Raw genomic sequence first — 13,322 nt, forward strand, 5'->3', positions numbered from 1 at the left:
GCGCGGGGGCACCGCACCGGCCCCCGCGCCACGGCCGTCAGAGCGACTCGCGCCACCCGTTGGTGATGGGCAGCCGCCGGTCCTTGCCGAAGCCCTTCGGGGAGATCTTCGTGCCCGGCGGGTACTGCCGGCGCTTGTACTCGGCCGTGTCGACCATGCGCAGCGTCTTCGCGACGAGCCCGGCGTCGAAGCCGGCCTCGACGATCTCGTCGGCGCCCCGGTCGCGGTCGACGTACAGCTCCAGGATCGCGTCCAGCACCGGGTAGTCCGGCAGGGAGTCGGTGTCGACCTGGCCCGGGCGCAGCTCGGCGCTCGGGGGCTTGCTGATCGAGTTCTCCGGGATCGGCGGGGTCTGGCCGCGTTCCCGTGCGGCGCGGTTGCGCCACTCGGCCAGCCGGAACACCGACGTCTTGTAGACGTCCTTGATGGGGCCGTACGCGCCGACGGAGTCGCCGTAGAGCGTGGAGTAGCCGACCGCCAGCTCCGACTTGTTGCCGGGGGCCAGGACGATGTGGCCCTCCTGGTTGGACAGGGCCATGAGCAGCGTGCCGCGCAGCCGGGACTGGAGGTTCTCCTCCGCCAGGCCGGTGAGGTTCACGGAACCCATGTACGCGTCGAACATCGGCTCGATGGCGACCGTGCGGTAGTTCAGGCCCGTGCGGCGGGCGAGTTCGGCCGCGTCGTCCTTGGAGTGGTCCGAGGAGTACTTCGACGGCATGGACACGCCGTACACGTTCTGCGCGCCCAGCGCGTCGCAGGCGATCGCCGCGACCAGCGCGGAGTCGATGCCGCCGGACAGGCCGATGAGGACCGACTCGAAGCCGTTCTTCGCGACGTACGCGCGCAGGCCCACGACGAGGGCCGAGTAGACCTCCTCGTCGTCGTCGAGGCGGTCCGCGTAGCCGCCGGTGTGCTCCGGCTCGTACCGGGGCAGCGGGTCCTCGGAGAGGACGACCCGGTCGATGCGCAGACCGTCGTCGACCACGCCCGTGGGGGCGTCGGGGGACGCGGCCGGCAGGTCCAGGTCGACGACCACGCAGCACTCGGAGAACTGCGGCGCCCGCGCGACGACGGTGCCGTCCTTGTCGACGACGATCGAGTCGCCGTCGAAGACCAGGTCGTCCTGGCCGCCCATCATGGCGAGGTACGCGGTCGTGCAGCCGGCTTCCTGGGCGCGCTTGCGGACCAGCTCCAGGCGGGTGTCGTCCTTGTTGCGCTCGTACGGGGAGGCGTTGACGGACAGCAGCAGCCCCGCCTGCGCGGAGCGGGCGGCGGGGACGCGTCCGCCGTCCTGCCAGAGGTCCTCGCAGATGGCCAGGGCCACGTCCACGCCGTGGACGCGCAGGACGGGCATGCTGTCGCCGGGCACGAAGTAGCGGAACTCGTCGAAGACGCCGTAGTTCGGCAGGTGGTGCTTGGCGTAGTGGAGGACCACCTCGCCGCCGTACAGCACCGCTCCGGCGTTCTGGGGCGCGCCGGCCGGCTGGCCGTACTTCGGCTGGGCGGTCTCGCTGCGGTCGAGATAGCCGACGACCACCGGCAGCTCCCCGAAGCCCTCGTCGGCCAGCCGGGCGGCGAGGGCGCGCAGGGCCGACCGGGAGGCCTCCACGAAGGACGACCTCAGGGCGAGGTCCTCGACGGGATACCCGGTCAGCACCATCTCCGGGAACGCCACGAGGTGCGCTCCCTGCTCGGCGGAGTGCCGGGTCCAGCGGACGATCGACTCGGTGTTGCCGGCGAGGTCGCCGACGCGGGCGTCGATCTGGTTCAGGGCGAGACGTAGTTGAGGCACGGGACCAGTGTAATCGTCAGAGCGACGCAATAGGGTGGCGGGGCACTCCGTACCCGCGGCGCGGGCCCTACGGACGGGGTGCCGCTCCGCGCTCCCTGAGCAGGTCCGCCATCAGCCCGATCTCGGACCGCTGGGCGTCCACCATGCCCTGGGCGAGCCGCTTCTCCACGCCGACCGTGCAGGCGCGCACGCACGCCTCGGCCATGTGGACGCCACCGCGGTGGTGGTCCGTCATCAGTTGCAGGTAGTAGATCTCGGCCTGCTCGCCGTCGAGTTTCCCGAGCCGTGCCATCTCGGCGTTCGTCGCCATGCCGGGCATCAGCGCGCCGTCCTCGCCCGAGGCCATGCCGCCCATGTCCATCCAGGTCATGGGCGGTTCGGAGGTGAACTTCGGCAGGCCCCACAGGTCGAGCCAGCCGAGCATCATGCCGCGCTGGTTGGCCTGCGTCTGCGCGATGTCGTAGGCCAGGCGCCGCACCTCCTCGTCCTTCGTGCGGTCGCGCACGATGTACGACATCTCCACGGCCTGCTGGTGGTGCACCGCCATGTCCCGGGCGAACCCGGCGTCCGCGGACTCCACCGACGGGACGGTGGTGCCGCCGTCGTCACCGGCGACGGCGTAGGTGATCGCTCCGGCCGCGACGAGCGCCGTCGCCGCGGCCGCGGCCACCAAGGGCACGTGCCTCACTGCGCCAGCCCGTTGGTGCAGGCGGCACCCGGCTCGGGGGTCTGCTCACCCTGGACGAACTTCTCGAAGAACGTGTCGACGTCCGGGTCGTCGGCGCCCGTCACCGTGCGCTGGTGCCCCCATGCCGAGAGCATGATCGGGTCCTTCTGGTCGTCCATCGGGCTCATCAGCGTGTACGGGGTCTTCTTCACCTTCGCCGCGAGCGCGTCGACGTCGGCCTTCTTCGCGTCGGCGTTGTACGTCACCCACACCGCGCCGTGCTCCAGGGAGTGCACGGCGTTGGTGTTGTTCAGTTCCTTGGTGTAGACGTCGCCGTTGCAGTTCATCCAGACCTGGTTGTGGTCACCGCCGACGGGCGGCTCGGAGGCGTACTCGACGGCCTTCGTGACGTGGTTGCGCGACAGCTTGCCCTGCCACGTCCTCACCCCGTCCTTGCCGCTGACGAACTTGCCCTTGCCGGAGGAGTCGCTCGCCGCGGTGCTGCTTCCGCCGTCGTCCTGGGAGCGCACGAGCACCACGCCGCCCGCGACCAGTCCGCCGACGACCACCACACCGGCCACGGCGGCGAGGATCCGGTTGCGGCGCTCGCGTGCCCGCTCCGCGCGCCGCATCTCCTCTATGCGCGCCTGGCGTCCGGTGCTGCTCTTCTTGGCGGAGCCCATGGGGTGTCCTTCGGAAAAAGTGACGGTCGGGTGGGCTGATCGTAAGGGGGAGGAAGGGGCGTGCCGTAGGGCGGTGGCGGGAATGGGCCGAATCGATACGGCACCGACAGCGGACCGACAGCCCGGCACGTAGGCGACGGCGGCGAACGGGTACTCGTGGGTGATCACGTACCGCTCGGGGTGACGCCCGCGCGGCACCGGAAGCGGACCGGCCGTTACGGGCGCCGGTGCGAGCAGGCACTATGGGCTTCGGAGCAGTCCACCCGGCGTACGCGGGTCGTCCGGTCACCGCCGGTCGGGCGATCATGGTCCGCAACGCGTACGAAATGGTCGTGTGGTGGGATGCTCAGGTGCCCGACCGCCTCCCGTGGTACGGAAGAGAAGGCGGCCTGACCAGCAAGGATGGGGAAGCGGAAGATGGACAAGCAGCAGGAGTTCGTGCTCCGGACTCTGGAGGAGCGCGACATCCGGTTCGTACGCCTGTGGTTCACGGACGTGCTGGGCTTCCTCAAGTCCGTCGCCGTGGCCCCGGCCGAGCTGGAGCAGGCCTTCGACGAGGGCATCGGCTTCGACGGCTCCGCGATCGAGGGCTTCGCCCGGGTCTACGAGTCCGACATGATCGCCAAGCCGGATCCGTCGACGTTCCAGATCCTGCCCTGGCGTGCGGAGGCCCCCGGCACGGCCCGCATGTTCTGCGACATCCTCATGCCGGACGGCTCCCCCTCCTTCGCCGACCCCCGCTACGTGCTCAAGCGTGCCCTGGCCCGCGCCTCCGACCTGGGGTTCACCTTCTACACCCACCCGGAGATCGAGTTCTTCCTGCTGAAGGACCGCCCGCTGGACGGCTCCCGCCCCACCCCGGCCGACAACTCCGGCTACTTCGACCACACCCCGACCAACGTCGGCATGGACTTCCGCCGCCAGGCGATCACCATGCTGGAGTCGATGGGCATCTCGGTCGAGTTCTCCCACCACGAGGGCGCGCCCGGCCAGCAGGAGATCGACCTGCGGTACGCCGACGCGCTGTCCACGGCCGACAACGTCATGACGTTCCGTCTGGTCATGAAGCAGGTGGCGCTGGAGCAGGGCGTGCAGGCCACGTTCATGCCGAAGCCGTTCTCGGAGCACCCCGGCTCCGGCATGCACACCCACCTCTCCCTCTTCGAGGGCGACCGCAACGCCTTCTACGAGTCGGGCTCGGAGTACCAGCTGTCCAAGGTGGGCCGCTCCTTCATCGCGGGCCTGCTGCGGCACGCGGCGGAGATCTCCGCGGTCACCAACCAGTGGGTCAACTCCTACAAGCGCATCTGGGGCGGCGCGGAGCGCACGGCGGGCGCGGGCGGCGAGGCGCCGTCGTACATCTGCTGGGGCCACAACAACCGCTCGGCCCTGGTCCGGGTCCCGATGTACAAGCCCGGCAAGACGGGTTCGGCCCGCGTCGAGGTCCGCTCCCTCGACTCCGGCGCGAACCCGTACCTGGCGTACGCGGTCCTGCTGGCCGCCGGCCTGAAGGGCATCGAGGAGGGCTACGAACTCCCGCCGGGCGCCGAGGACGACGTCTGGGCGCTGTCCGACGCGGAGCGCCGCGCGATGGGCATCGAGCCGCTCCCCCAGAACCTGGGCGAGGCCCTGACCCTGATGGAACGCAGCGACCTCGTCGCCGAGACCCTCGGCGAGCACGTCTTCGACTTCTTCCTGCGCAACAAGAAGTCGGAATGGGAGGAGTACCGCAGCGAGGTCACGGCGTTCGAGCTCCGCAAGAGCCTGCCGGTGCTGTGAGGAGGGGCCGGGGTTTTCGCCCCGGCCCCGTCGGCGGGCCGACGGCCATCTGGCCCGTCGGCCCGCCCCCTTTTCCGCCGTTTCCGGAAGGTCCCCCGCATGCCACCCGGCGACAAGGAGCGCGCCGTGCGCCGTTCCGGCTCGTGCGTGGACACCTCGGCATGGCGGCGAGGATTCCTTTCCGGGCCCTCGTCGAGTACGCGGACGACCTGTGCCGCCCCGGCAGTACTCCCGAGGCTGTACTCCCGGCCGGGATGCGACGCGCGCGCATCCCGCCCGGCTGCAGGGGGCAGGCCGTCGCGCACGTGAGGCCGGGGTTCCCGACGGCCCGCGACGGACATGCAGAACGGCAGCCCCCGGGAGTGGTCCCGGGGGCTGCCGTACCGCCATCCAGCCGGAGGCGTCAGTGGTGGAGGGCCTCCGCCTCCTGCGGGACGTGGCTCGCCACGACCCGTTCGCGGCCGGGCGCCGGCGCCCGGCGGCGGTCCACCGCCGCGGCCAGCGCGGCCACCCCCAGGCCGAGGACGGCCAGGGCCGCTCCCGTCAGGGCCGGGGACGTGACGCCGAAGCCCGCGGCCAGGGCGAGGCCGCCGATCCAGGCGCCGCCCGCGTTGGCCAGGTTGAAGGCGGCCTGGTTGGCCGAGGAGGCCAGGGACGGGGCCGAGGAGGCCTTCTCCATGACCATCAGCTGCAGCGGCGATCCGGTGGCGAAGGCCGCCATGCCCAGCAGCGTCACCGCCACGGCGGCCGTCACCTCCGAGCGCATCAGCAGCGGGAACAGCGCCAGGACCACCACCAGTGAGGCCAGACCGCCGAACAGCGTGCCGCGCAGCGAGTGGTCGGCCAGGCGGCCGCCGAGCAGGTTGCCGGCGGTGGCGCCGACGCCGAACAGCGCGAGCAGCAGGGTGACGCTGGCACCGGCGTACCCGGCGGCGTCCGTGAGCATCGGGGTGATGTAGCTGTAGGCCGCGAACAGGGCGCCGAAGCCCGCGACGGTCGTACCGAGCGACAGCCAGACCGGCAGGGAGCGCAGGGCGGCGAGTTCGCCGCGCAGGCCCCGGGCGGTGGCGTGCTCGTGGTCGTGCGGGATGAGCGCCGCGAGCGCGGCGATCGCGACGAGACCGATGGCGCTGACGCCGAGGAAGGTCGCGCGCCAGCCGAGGTGCTGGCCCATGAGGGTCGCGACCGGCACCCCGGCGACGTTCGCGACCGTCAGGCCGAGGAACATCAGGGACACCGAGCGCGCCTTGCGTTCGGGGGCGACCATGTTCGTGGCCACGACGGCCCCTACCCCGAAGAAGGCGCCGTGGGGCAGCCCGCTCAGGAAGCGGGCGGCCAGCAGCCAGCCGTTGCCGGGCGCGAGCGCCGACAGGGCGTTGCCCGCGACGAAGAGTCCCATCAGGCCGATCAGGACCGTGCGGCGGGACATCTTCGCGGTGACGGCAGCCAGCAGCGGGGCGCCGATGACCACGCCCAGCGCGTACGCCGACACCAGGTGGCCGGCGCTGGGGATGGAGATGTTCAGGTCGTCCGCGACATCGGGCAGCAGCCCCATCATCACGAACTCGGTCGTGCCGATGCCGAAGGCACCCACGGCGAGGGCGAGCAGGGCCAGGGGCATGAAGAACCTTTCGAGACGTGCTTGGGATCCGTACGCTTATGTTCAAGTACGGAACAAAGTCTCGCAGGCGCAGCATTCCAGCGGCTGAAGCCCAGGTGTCGCTCTTCCGTCGAGACGCCCCTGACCTGCGGGTTCAGGATCCGCCTGTGGTGACCTTCACACGGGCGGCGACCGGCAGATGGTCGCTTCCGGTCTCCGGCAGGGTCCAGGAACTCTGCGGCGTCAGACCGCGGACCATGATCTGGTCGATGCGCGCCATCGGGAACGACGCGGGCCAGCTGAACCCGAAGCCGCTGCCGGCCGCGCCCTGCGTGGAGCGCATCTGGGAGGTCACCGCGTTGAGCGCGCGGTCGTTCATGGTGCCGTTCAGGTCGCCGAGCAGGACGACGTCGGGCAGCGGCTCGTGCGCGATGGCCTCGCCGAGGTAGTCGGCGCTGCGGTCGCGCTGACGGGCCGTGAAGCCGGCCTCCATCTTCACGCGCACGGACGGCAGATGGGCGACGTAGACGGCGAGCCGCCCGGTCGGCGCGGTCACCGTGGCGCGCATCGCCCGCGTCCAGCCCATGTCGAGGTCGACGGCCCGCACCCCGCTCAGCGGGTACTTGCTCCACACGCCCACCGTGCCCTGCACGGAGTGGTAGCGGTACGTCGACGCCAGCGCCTTCTCGTACACCGGGACCGCGGCCGGGGTCAGTTCCTCCAGGGCGAGGACGTCCGCGCCGGAGGCGGCCACGCCACGGGCGGTGCCCTGCGGGTCGGGGTTCTCGGCGTTGACGTTGTGCGTGACCACGGTCAGGTCGCCGCCGCCGGCCGTCTTGTCGCTGAGCTGGCCGCCGAAGAGGTTCAGCCAGATCACCGAGGGCAGCACCACGGCGATCAGCGCGCTCGCGGACCTGCGCCACACCGCCAGCAGGAGCAGCACCGGGATGCACAGCCCCAGCCAGGGCAGGAAGGTCTCGGTGAGGCTGCCCAGGTTGCCGATGCTGTTGGGGATCTGCGCGTGCAGCGCCATGACCACACCGAGGAGCACCGCGCACCCGGCGACGACGAGCCCGCGCCGCCAGACGCGGGGATCTCCCCGCCAGCCCCGCGCCAGCCGTCCGAACAGGCGCCGAAGCCGGGTTCCCCGGTGCTCGGGTCCCGAGCCGCCGTTGTCCGTCTCCGTCATGTACGCCTGCTGCGCCATACCGTCGCCTCACTGCCTGCCGTGCACACCATCGCCCCCGTGCCTCACGACCCTAGGGGATGATCCGTTCCGTTCCCGCCGTCCGTCGACGGCCGTACGGGAGCGAGGACGTTCGAGTTCCTCCGGGGAGTTCCGAGCACACCCGCCGATCGTGTGGTCTGTGACGAAACGCGCACATTACGGCCGGTCGGAACCGGCCACGGCCTCGCCGGGAGGCGGACCGGGCGGGCGCAAGCCCTGCAGCAGGGTGTCGACGATCCGTTCGGCGAGGTCCTCGGGGAGGTCGGCGTCCGGGCTCAGGACGGAACGGACCAGGACCGGGCCGACGAACAGGTCGTTGAGCAGCTCCAGGTCGACGTCGGTGCGCAGTTCGCCGCTGTCCTGCCCGCGGCGCAGCACCTCCAGGCCGAGCCGGCGGCGCGGGGCGACGACGGTGGCGTGGTAGGCCGCCCAGAGCTTGGGGCTGCTCTTCATCTGGGCCTGCACGCTGTGCAGGATCGCCGAGGAGCGCTGGGCCAGGCCGCGCCGGCGCACCTGCTCCAGCAGCACCACGAGGTCGTCGCGCAGGGAGGTGCCGGGCAGCTCCGGGTCGGGGAGTTCGGCGCCGCGCACGATGTCGACGAACAGCTCCTCCTTGCCGCTCCAGCGCCGGTAGATCGTGGCCTTGCCGACCCCGGCGGTGCGGGCGATGCGCTCGATGGACAGCTCCGCGAGGGGCACGCCCTCCTCCAGCAGCCTCATCACGCCCTCGATGATGGCGCGTTCGGCGGCCTCGCTCCGGGGGCGGCCCCGAGCGGGTCCGTCGTGCGGGGTCTGCCGTTCGGCGAGGCTCACGTCGCTGCGTCCTTTCCTGGCACCGGGTGCTCTGGGGCACCGGGTGCGTTGCTGACACCGGGTGGGGACGGCTCCTCGCCGCGGGCTGCATTGTCCCGCAGGGTCAGGACCCGGTGTGCGACAACTCCTGCTCCCGGCCGGGCCGCTGGGGGGCCTGCGGCCTGCCGGGCAGGAACAGCGCCACGACGACCGCGCCGAGCACGGCGATGCCCGCGCCCCACAGGGCCGTGACGTGCATGGCGTGCAGGAAGGCGTCGTAGGCCGGGGTGACCAGGGCCCTGCCCTCGGGGCCCAGCTTCGCGGCGACACCGAGGGTGGCCTCGATGGACTCTCCCGCGGTGTGGCGCAGGCCGGGCGGCAGCTGCCCCAGGTCGCCCTCGATGCTGTTGCGGTACGCGGTGGACAGCACCGAGCCGAGGACGGCGATGCCGAGGGCGCCGCCGACCTGACGGAAGGTGTTGCTGAGGGCGGAGGCCGAGCCGGCCTTCTCGCGGGGCAGGGCCTGCATGATGACGACGCTGACCGGCGTCATGATGTGCGCCATGCCGGCGCCCATGAGGAAGAAGATCACTTCCAGGAGCCAGATGGGCGTGTCCGCGTCCAGGGCGGCGAAGGCAGCCAGCATCGCGGCGAGGACGAGCATGCCGGCCGTGGTGGTGGCCCGGTTGCCGAAGCGGTCGACCACCAGCCGGGCGCGCGGCGCGAAGAACAGCTGGGCGGCGGCCAGCGGCAGCATCAGCAGACCGGTCTGCAGCGGGGAGTACCCGCGCACGCTCTGCGTGTAGAAGACGGCGAAGAAGGTCACGCCCATCAGGGCGAAGAACACCAGCGCTATGGCGGCGATGGCGGCCGAGAAGACCTTGTTCTTGAAGTACGTGACGTCGATCGACGGGTGGTCGCTGCGCTTCTCGAACACCACGAAGGCCACCAGCACGGCGAGACCGGCGCCGATCGTCGACAGCACGGTGGCGTCGGTGAAGTCGGCGAGCTGACCGCCCTTGATGATGCCGTAGACGAGCAGTACCAGGCCGACGACGGACAGCACGACGCCGACGGGGTCGACGCGGCCCGGGTTCGGGTCGCGGGAGTCGGGCACGAGCCACAGCATCAGGGCGAGGGCGAGCAGCACGATCGGCACGTTGACGAGGAAGACCGAGCCCCACCAGAAGTGGTCGAGCAGCAGCCCGCCGGTGATCGGGCCGATCGCGATGGCGATCCCGACGCCGCCCGCCCAGATGCCGATGGCCTTCGGCTGCTCGTCGCGCTCGAAGACGTTCATGAGGACGGCGAGGGTGGCGGGCATGACGAACGCGGCGCCCAGGCCCATCACGGCGCGGAAGGTGATCAGCTGACCGGGTGAGCCGGAGAACGCGGCGAGCGCCGACCCGATGCCGAACACGGCGAGACCGCCGAGCAGGACCTTCTTGCGGCCCAGCCGGTCGCCGAGCAGCCCGGCGGTGAACAGCAGGCCGGCGAAGACGAGGGTGTAGGCGTTGATCGCCCACTCCAGCTCGCTCTGGGTGGCGCCCAGGCCGGTGGGGGCCGGGGTGGAGATCGTCTTGATGGCGACGTTGAGGATGGAGTTGTCGAGAACGACGATCAGCAGGCTCAGCATCAGCACGCCGAGGATCGCCCAGCGGCGCCGGTGCACCGCTTCCGGTACGCGGGGGCCGGTGGGGGCGGCCTGGTCGGCAGGTGAGGTCATGTGTCCAGCGTAGGGCATATTCGATACGAGACCGTCTCGTATCGGAATACTCTTACCGCGCTCTTACCGCCGATTCCGCTTGTGGGCCGGGGCGCACCTCACAGGGGCTCCTCTAGCCCAACCCGGCACGAAGTGCCACCATGGACGTGGTCCGGGGACGCCGTCAGGGCGCCTCGAGATGACGTGTTAGGAGCCGTGCCATGACGCAGCTTCCGGCTGCCCAGACTGCACCCGCCGCCGACGGCGGGAAGACGCTGTACGGGGGCAAGGGGAATCGGCGCATCACCGTCCGCGACATCGCCGCAGCGAAGGAGCGCGGCGAGAAGTGGCCGATGCTGACCGCGTACGACGCGATGACCGCATCCGTGTTCGACGAGGCCGGGATCCCGGTGATGCTCGTCGGCGACTCGGCGGGCAACTGCCACCTCGGCTACGAGACGACCGTACCCGTCACCCTCGACGAGATGACCATGCTGTCGGCCGCGGTCGTACGGGGCACCTCGCGCGCCCTGATCGTCGGCGACCTGCCCTTCGGCTCCTACCAGGAAGGCCCGGTGCAGGCGCTGCGCTCGGCCACCCGGCTGGTGAAGGAGGCCGGCGTGCAGGCCGTGAAGCTGGAGGGCGGCGAGCGCTCGCACGAGCAGATCCGGCTGCTCGTCGAGTCCGGCATCCCGGTGATGGCCCACATCGGCCTGACCCCGCAGTCGGTCAACTCGATGGGCTACCGGGTGCAGGGGCGCGGCGAGGAGGCGGCCCAGCAGCTGCTGCGCGACGCCAAGGCCGTGCAGGACGCCGGGGCCTTCGCGGTGGTCCTGGAGCTGGTCCCGGCCGAGCTCGCCGCTGAGGTGACGCGCGTGCTGCACATCCCGACGGTGGGTATCGGGGCGGGCCCGGAGACGGACGCCCAGGTCCTGGTGTGGACCGACATGCTGGGGCTGACCGGCGGGCGCGTGCCGAAGTTCGTGAAGAGCTACGCGAACCTGCGTGAGGTCATGGGGAACGCGGTGAAGGCGTTCGCCGAGGACGTCGTCGGCGGCACCTTCCCGCAGGAGGAGCACTCCGTCCACTAGCCACTGCCGCACCACCCCCGGACAGCCCGTCGATCTTCCCCCGTCGACGGGCTGTCCCCTTCTTCCCCGCGGATCGGTGCCTGTCGGGGCGGTGTCGGCGGCTTGTCGGTGATGTGTCGGTGGGGCCTGGCACCGTCTGTGCCATGACGCGCATCGACGAACGAACCAGCGGCGCCGCTGTCACCGTGCGGGGGCTGGTCAAGCACTACGGGGAGACGAAGGCCCTGGACGGGGTCGACCTGGACGTGCGGGAGGGCACCGTGATGGGGGTGCTCGGACCGAACGGGGCCGGGAAGACGACCCTGGTACGCATCCTGTCCACCCTGCTCGCGCCCGACGCGGGACGGGCCATCGTGGCCGGCTACGACGCCGTACGGCAGCCCCGGCAGCTGCGCCGGGTGATCGGCCTGACCGGGCAGTACGCCTCCGTGGACGAGAAGCTCTCCGGCTGGGAGAACCTGTACATGATCGGGCGGCTGCTCGACCTGTCCCGCAAGGACTCGCGCGCCCGGGCCGACGAGCTGCTGGAGCGCTTCTCGCTCACCGAGGCGGCCAAGCGGCACGCCGGCACGTACTCCGGCGGCATGCGGCGGCGGCTGGACCTGGCCGCGTCGATGATCGGCCGGCCGGCCGTGCTCTTCCTGGACGAGCCCACCACCGGGCTCGACCCGCGCACCCGCAACGAGGTGTGGGACGAGGTCAAGCGCATGGTCGGCGACGGGGTGACCGTGCTGCTCACCACGCAGTACATGGAGGAGGCCGAGCAGCTCGCCTCGGAGCTGACCGTCGTGGACCGCGGCCAGGTCATCGCGGGCGGGGCCATCGAGGAGCTGAAGGCGAAGGTCGGCGGCCGTGCGCTGCGGATCCGCCCGGCCGATCCGGCGCACCTGCGGCCGCTCGCCGCCGCGCTCGACGACCTCGGCATCACCGGCCTCGCCACCACGACCGTGGACAGCGACCGCGGTGACGTGCTGGTGCCGATCCTCAGCGACGAGCAGCTGACCGCGGTGGTCGGCGCGGTCAGTGCGCGCGGCATCACCCTCGCCTCCCTCACCACCGAACTGCCCAGCCTGGACGAGGTGTTCCTGTCCCTCACCGGCCACCGCGCCAGTGCACCGCAGGACGCCGTGCCCGCCGAAGACCTTCAGGAGGCCGCCGTATGAGCGCCGTCACCCTCGACGACACCGTGACTGACGCCCGTATCCCGCTGCGCGGCCATCTGCGCCACACCGGCGCCCTGATCCGGCGCAACCTGCTGTGGATCCGCAAGGACCCGGAGTCGATGGCCGACGCGCTGCTGATGCCGGTCATCTTCACCCTGCTGTTCGTGTTCGTCTTCGGCGGCTCGATCGGGCAGGCCCTGGGCGGCGGGCAGGAGCGGTACGTGCAGTACGTGATCCCGGGCATGATCGCGATGATGAGCATGACGCTGTCCCAGGGCGTCGGCACGGGCTTCAGCCAGGACTTCAACTCCGGTGTCATGGACCGTTTCCGGTCCATGCCTATCGGGCGGGGCTCGGTGCTGTTCGCCAAGATCTCGGTGGAGCTGCTGCGGATGCTGTTCGCGACCGCCGTGCTGATGGTCGTCGCCGTCGTCGTCGGCTTCGAGATCACCAACTGGCCGGGGCTGCTCGCGACCGTGGCGCTGTCCACCGCGTTCGCCTCGTCGATCATGTGGGTGTTCCTCACCCTGGGCGTGATCCTGAAGAACGCGCAGTCCGTGCAGGCGATGGGCTTCCTGGTGCTGTTCCCGCTGCAGTTCGGCTCGTCGATCTTCGCACCGACCACGTCGATGCCGGGCTGGCTCCAGGCGTTCACCGACTACAACCCGCTGTCGACGCTTGCGGACGCCGCACGCGGCCTGATGATCGGGGGGCCGGTCGCCCACGACCTGTGGGTGACGCTCGGCTGGTCGGCGGCGATCACGGCCGTGATGGCGCCCGTCGCCATCCACAAGTTCCGCACCAAGAACTGACCGGGCGCGG

At 71.1% G+C, this 13,322-nt stretch carries 11 protein-coding genes; 4 read left to right on the forward strand and 7 right to left on the reverse strand.

What is annotated here, in order from left to right:
- Positions 1 to 37 precede the first annotated feature (37 nt).
- From ACZ4M5_RS04470 to ACZ4M5_RS04480, 3 genes are all read right to left on the reverse strand, one after another.
- On the reverse strand, positions 38 to 1,792 hold the full coding sequence (locus tag ACZ4M5_RS04470) for an NAD+ synthase (RefSeq protein ID WP_467733013.1): 1,755 nt from the start codon (positions 1,790 to 1,792) through the stop codon (positions 38 to 40).
- Between the two features lie 67 nt (positions 1,793 to 1,859).
- Positions 1,860 to 2,480 carry a DUF305 domain-containing protein gene (locus ACZ4M5_RS04475; protein WP_467733015.1) on the reverse strand — a complete coding sequence of 207 codons (621 nt, stop codon included), beginning with the start codon at positions 2,478 to 2,480 and terminating at the stop codon, positions 1,860 to 1,862.
- Positions 2,477 to 3,142 carry a DUF3105 domain-containing protein gene (locus ACZ4M5_RS04480; RefSeq protein ID WP_467733017.1) on the reverse strand — a complete coding sequence of 222 codons (666 nt, stop codon included), beginning with the start codon at positions 3,140 to 3,142 and terminating at the stop codon, positions 2,477 to 2,479. The genes ACZ4M5_RS04475 and ACZ4M5_RS04480 overlap by 4 nt, the downstream gene beginning before the upstream one ends.
- A 417-nt stretch (positions 3,143 to 3,559) precedes the next feature.
- On the opposite strand from ACZ4M5_RS04480, the gene glnA reads away from it, so the two are divergent.
- A complete protein-coding gene (gene glnA, locus ACZ4M5_RS04485; RefSeq protein ID WP_333931007.1) occupies positions 3,560 to 4,921 on the forward strand; it encodes a type I glutamate--ammonia ligase in 1,362 nt (453 codons plus the stop codon).
- A gap of 403 nt (positions 4,922 to 5,324) precedes the next feature.
- Here glnA and ACZ4M5_RS04490 read toward each other — a convergent pair whose 3' ends face one another.
- From ACZ4M5_RS04490 to ACZ4M5_RS04505, 4 genes are all read right to left on the reverse strand, one after another.
- Positions 5,325 to 6,542 (reverse strand): MFS transporter, encoded by a 1,218-nt coding sequence (locus ACZ4M5_RS04490; RefSeq protein WP_467733019.1) that lies wholly within the window; start codon positions 6,540 to 6,542, stop codon positions 5,325 to 5,327.
- Positions 6,543 to 6,675: 133 nt separating this feature from the next.
- Positions 6,676 to 7,728 (reverse strand): endonuclease/exonuclease/phosphatase family protein, encoded by a 1,053-nt coding sequence (locus ACZ4M5_RS04495; protein ID WP_467733021.1) that lies wholly within the window; start codon positions 7,726 to 7,728, stop codon positions 6,676 to 6,678.
- Between the two features lie 177 nt (positions 7,729 to 7,905).
- The gene (locus ACZ4M5_RS04500; RefSeq protein WP_467733023.1) at positions 7,906 to 8,562 is read right to left on the reverse strand and encodes a TetR/AcrR family transcriptional regulator; all 657 of its coding nucleotides are present in this window, start codon (positions 8,560 to 8,562) and stop codon (positions 7,906 to 7,908) included.
- 103 nt (positions 8,563 to 8,665) lie between these two features.
- A complete protein-coding gene (locus ACZ4M5_RS04505) occupies positions 8,666 to 10,267 on the reverse strand; it encodes an MFS transporter (protein WP_467733025.1) in 1,602 nt (533 codons plus the stop codon).
- A 200-nt stretch (positions 10,268 to 10,467) separates the two neighbouring features.
- On the opposite strand from ACZ4M5_RS04505, the gene panB reads away from it, so the two are divergent.
- The 3 genes from panB (at position 10,468) to ACZ4M5_RS04520 (ending at position 13,312) form a co-directional block, all read left to right on the forward strand.
- On the forward strand, positions 10,468 to 11,337 hold the full coding sequence (gene panB, locus ACZ4M5_RS04510) for a 3-methyl-2-oxobutanoate hydroxymethyltransferase (RefSeq protein WP_467733027.1): 870 nt from the start codon (positions 10,468 to 10,470) through the stop codon (positions 11,335 to 11,337).
- 143 nt (positions 11,338 to 11,480) lie between these two features.
- The gene (locus tag ACZ4M5_RS04515) at positions 11,481 to 12,500 is read left to right on the forward strand and encodes an ATP-binding cassette domain-containing protein (RefSeq protein ID WP_467733029.1); all 1,020 of its coding nucleotides are present in this window, start codon (positions 11,481 to 11,483) and stop codon (positions 12,498 to 12,500) included.
- A complete protein-coding gene (locus tag ACZ4M5_RS04520) occupies positions 12,497 to 13,312 on the forward strand; it encodes an ABC transporter permease (RefSeq protein WP_467733031.1) in 816 nt (271 codons plus the stop codon). The genes ACZ4M5_RS04515 and ACZ4M5_RS04520 overlap by 4 nt, the downstream gene beginning before the upstream one ends.
- Positions 13,313 to 13,322 lie beyond the last annotated feature (10 nt).

This window comes from Streptomyces sp. NPDC026246 (genome assembly GCF_055567995.1).

Excerpts from the sequence above, each read along its gene's own strand:
- ACZ4M5_RS04480 (WP_467733017.1), bottom strand. The coding sequence starts at position 3,142 with ATGGGCTCCGCCAAGAAGAGCAGCACCGGACGCCAGGCGCGCATAGAG.
- glnA (WP_333931007.1), top strand. The coding sequence starts at position 3,560 with ATGGACAAGCAGCAGGAGTTCGTGCTCCGGACTCTGGAGGAGCGCGAC.
- ACZ4M5_RS04490 (WP_467733019.1), bottom strand. The coding sequence starts at position 6,542 with ATGCCCCTGGCCCTGCTCGCCCTCGCCGTGGGTGCCTTCGGCATCGGC.
- ACZ4M5_RS04495 (WP_467733021.1), bottom strand. The coding sequence starts at position 7,728 with ATGGCGCAGCAGGCGTACATGACGGAGACGGACAACGGCGGCTCGGGA.
- ACZ4M5_RS04505 (WP_467733025.1), bottom strand. The coding sequence starts at position 10,267 with ATGACCTCACCTGCCGACCAGGCCGCCCCCACCGGCCCCCGCGTACCG.
- panB (WP_467733027.1), top strand. The coding sequence starts at position 10,468 with ATGACGCAGCTTCCGGCTGCCCAGACTGCACCCGCCGCCGACGGCGGG.
- ACZ4M5_RS04515 (WP_467733029.1), top strand. The coding sequence starts at position 11,481 with ATGACGCGCATCGACGAACGAACCAGCGGCGCCGCTGTCACCGTGCGG.
- ACZ4M5_RS04520 (WP_467733031.1), top strand. The coding sequence starts at position 12,497 with ATGAGCGCCGTCACCCTCGACGACACCGTGACTGACGCCCGTATCCCG.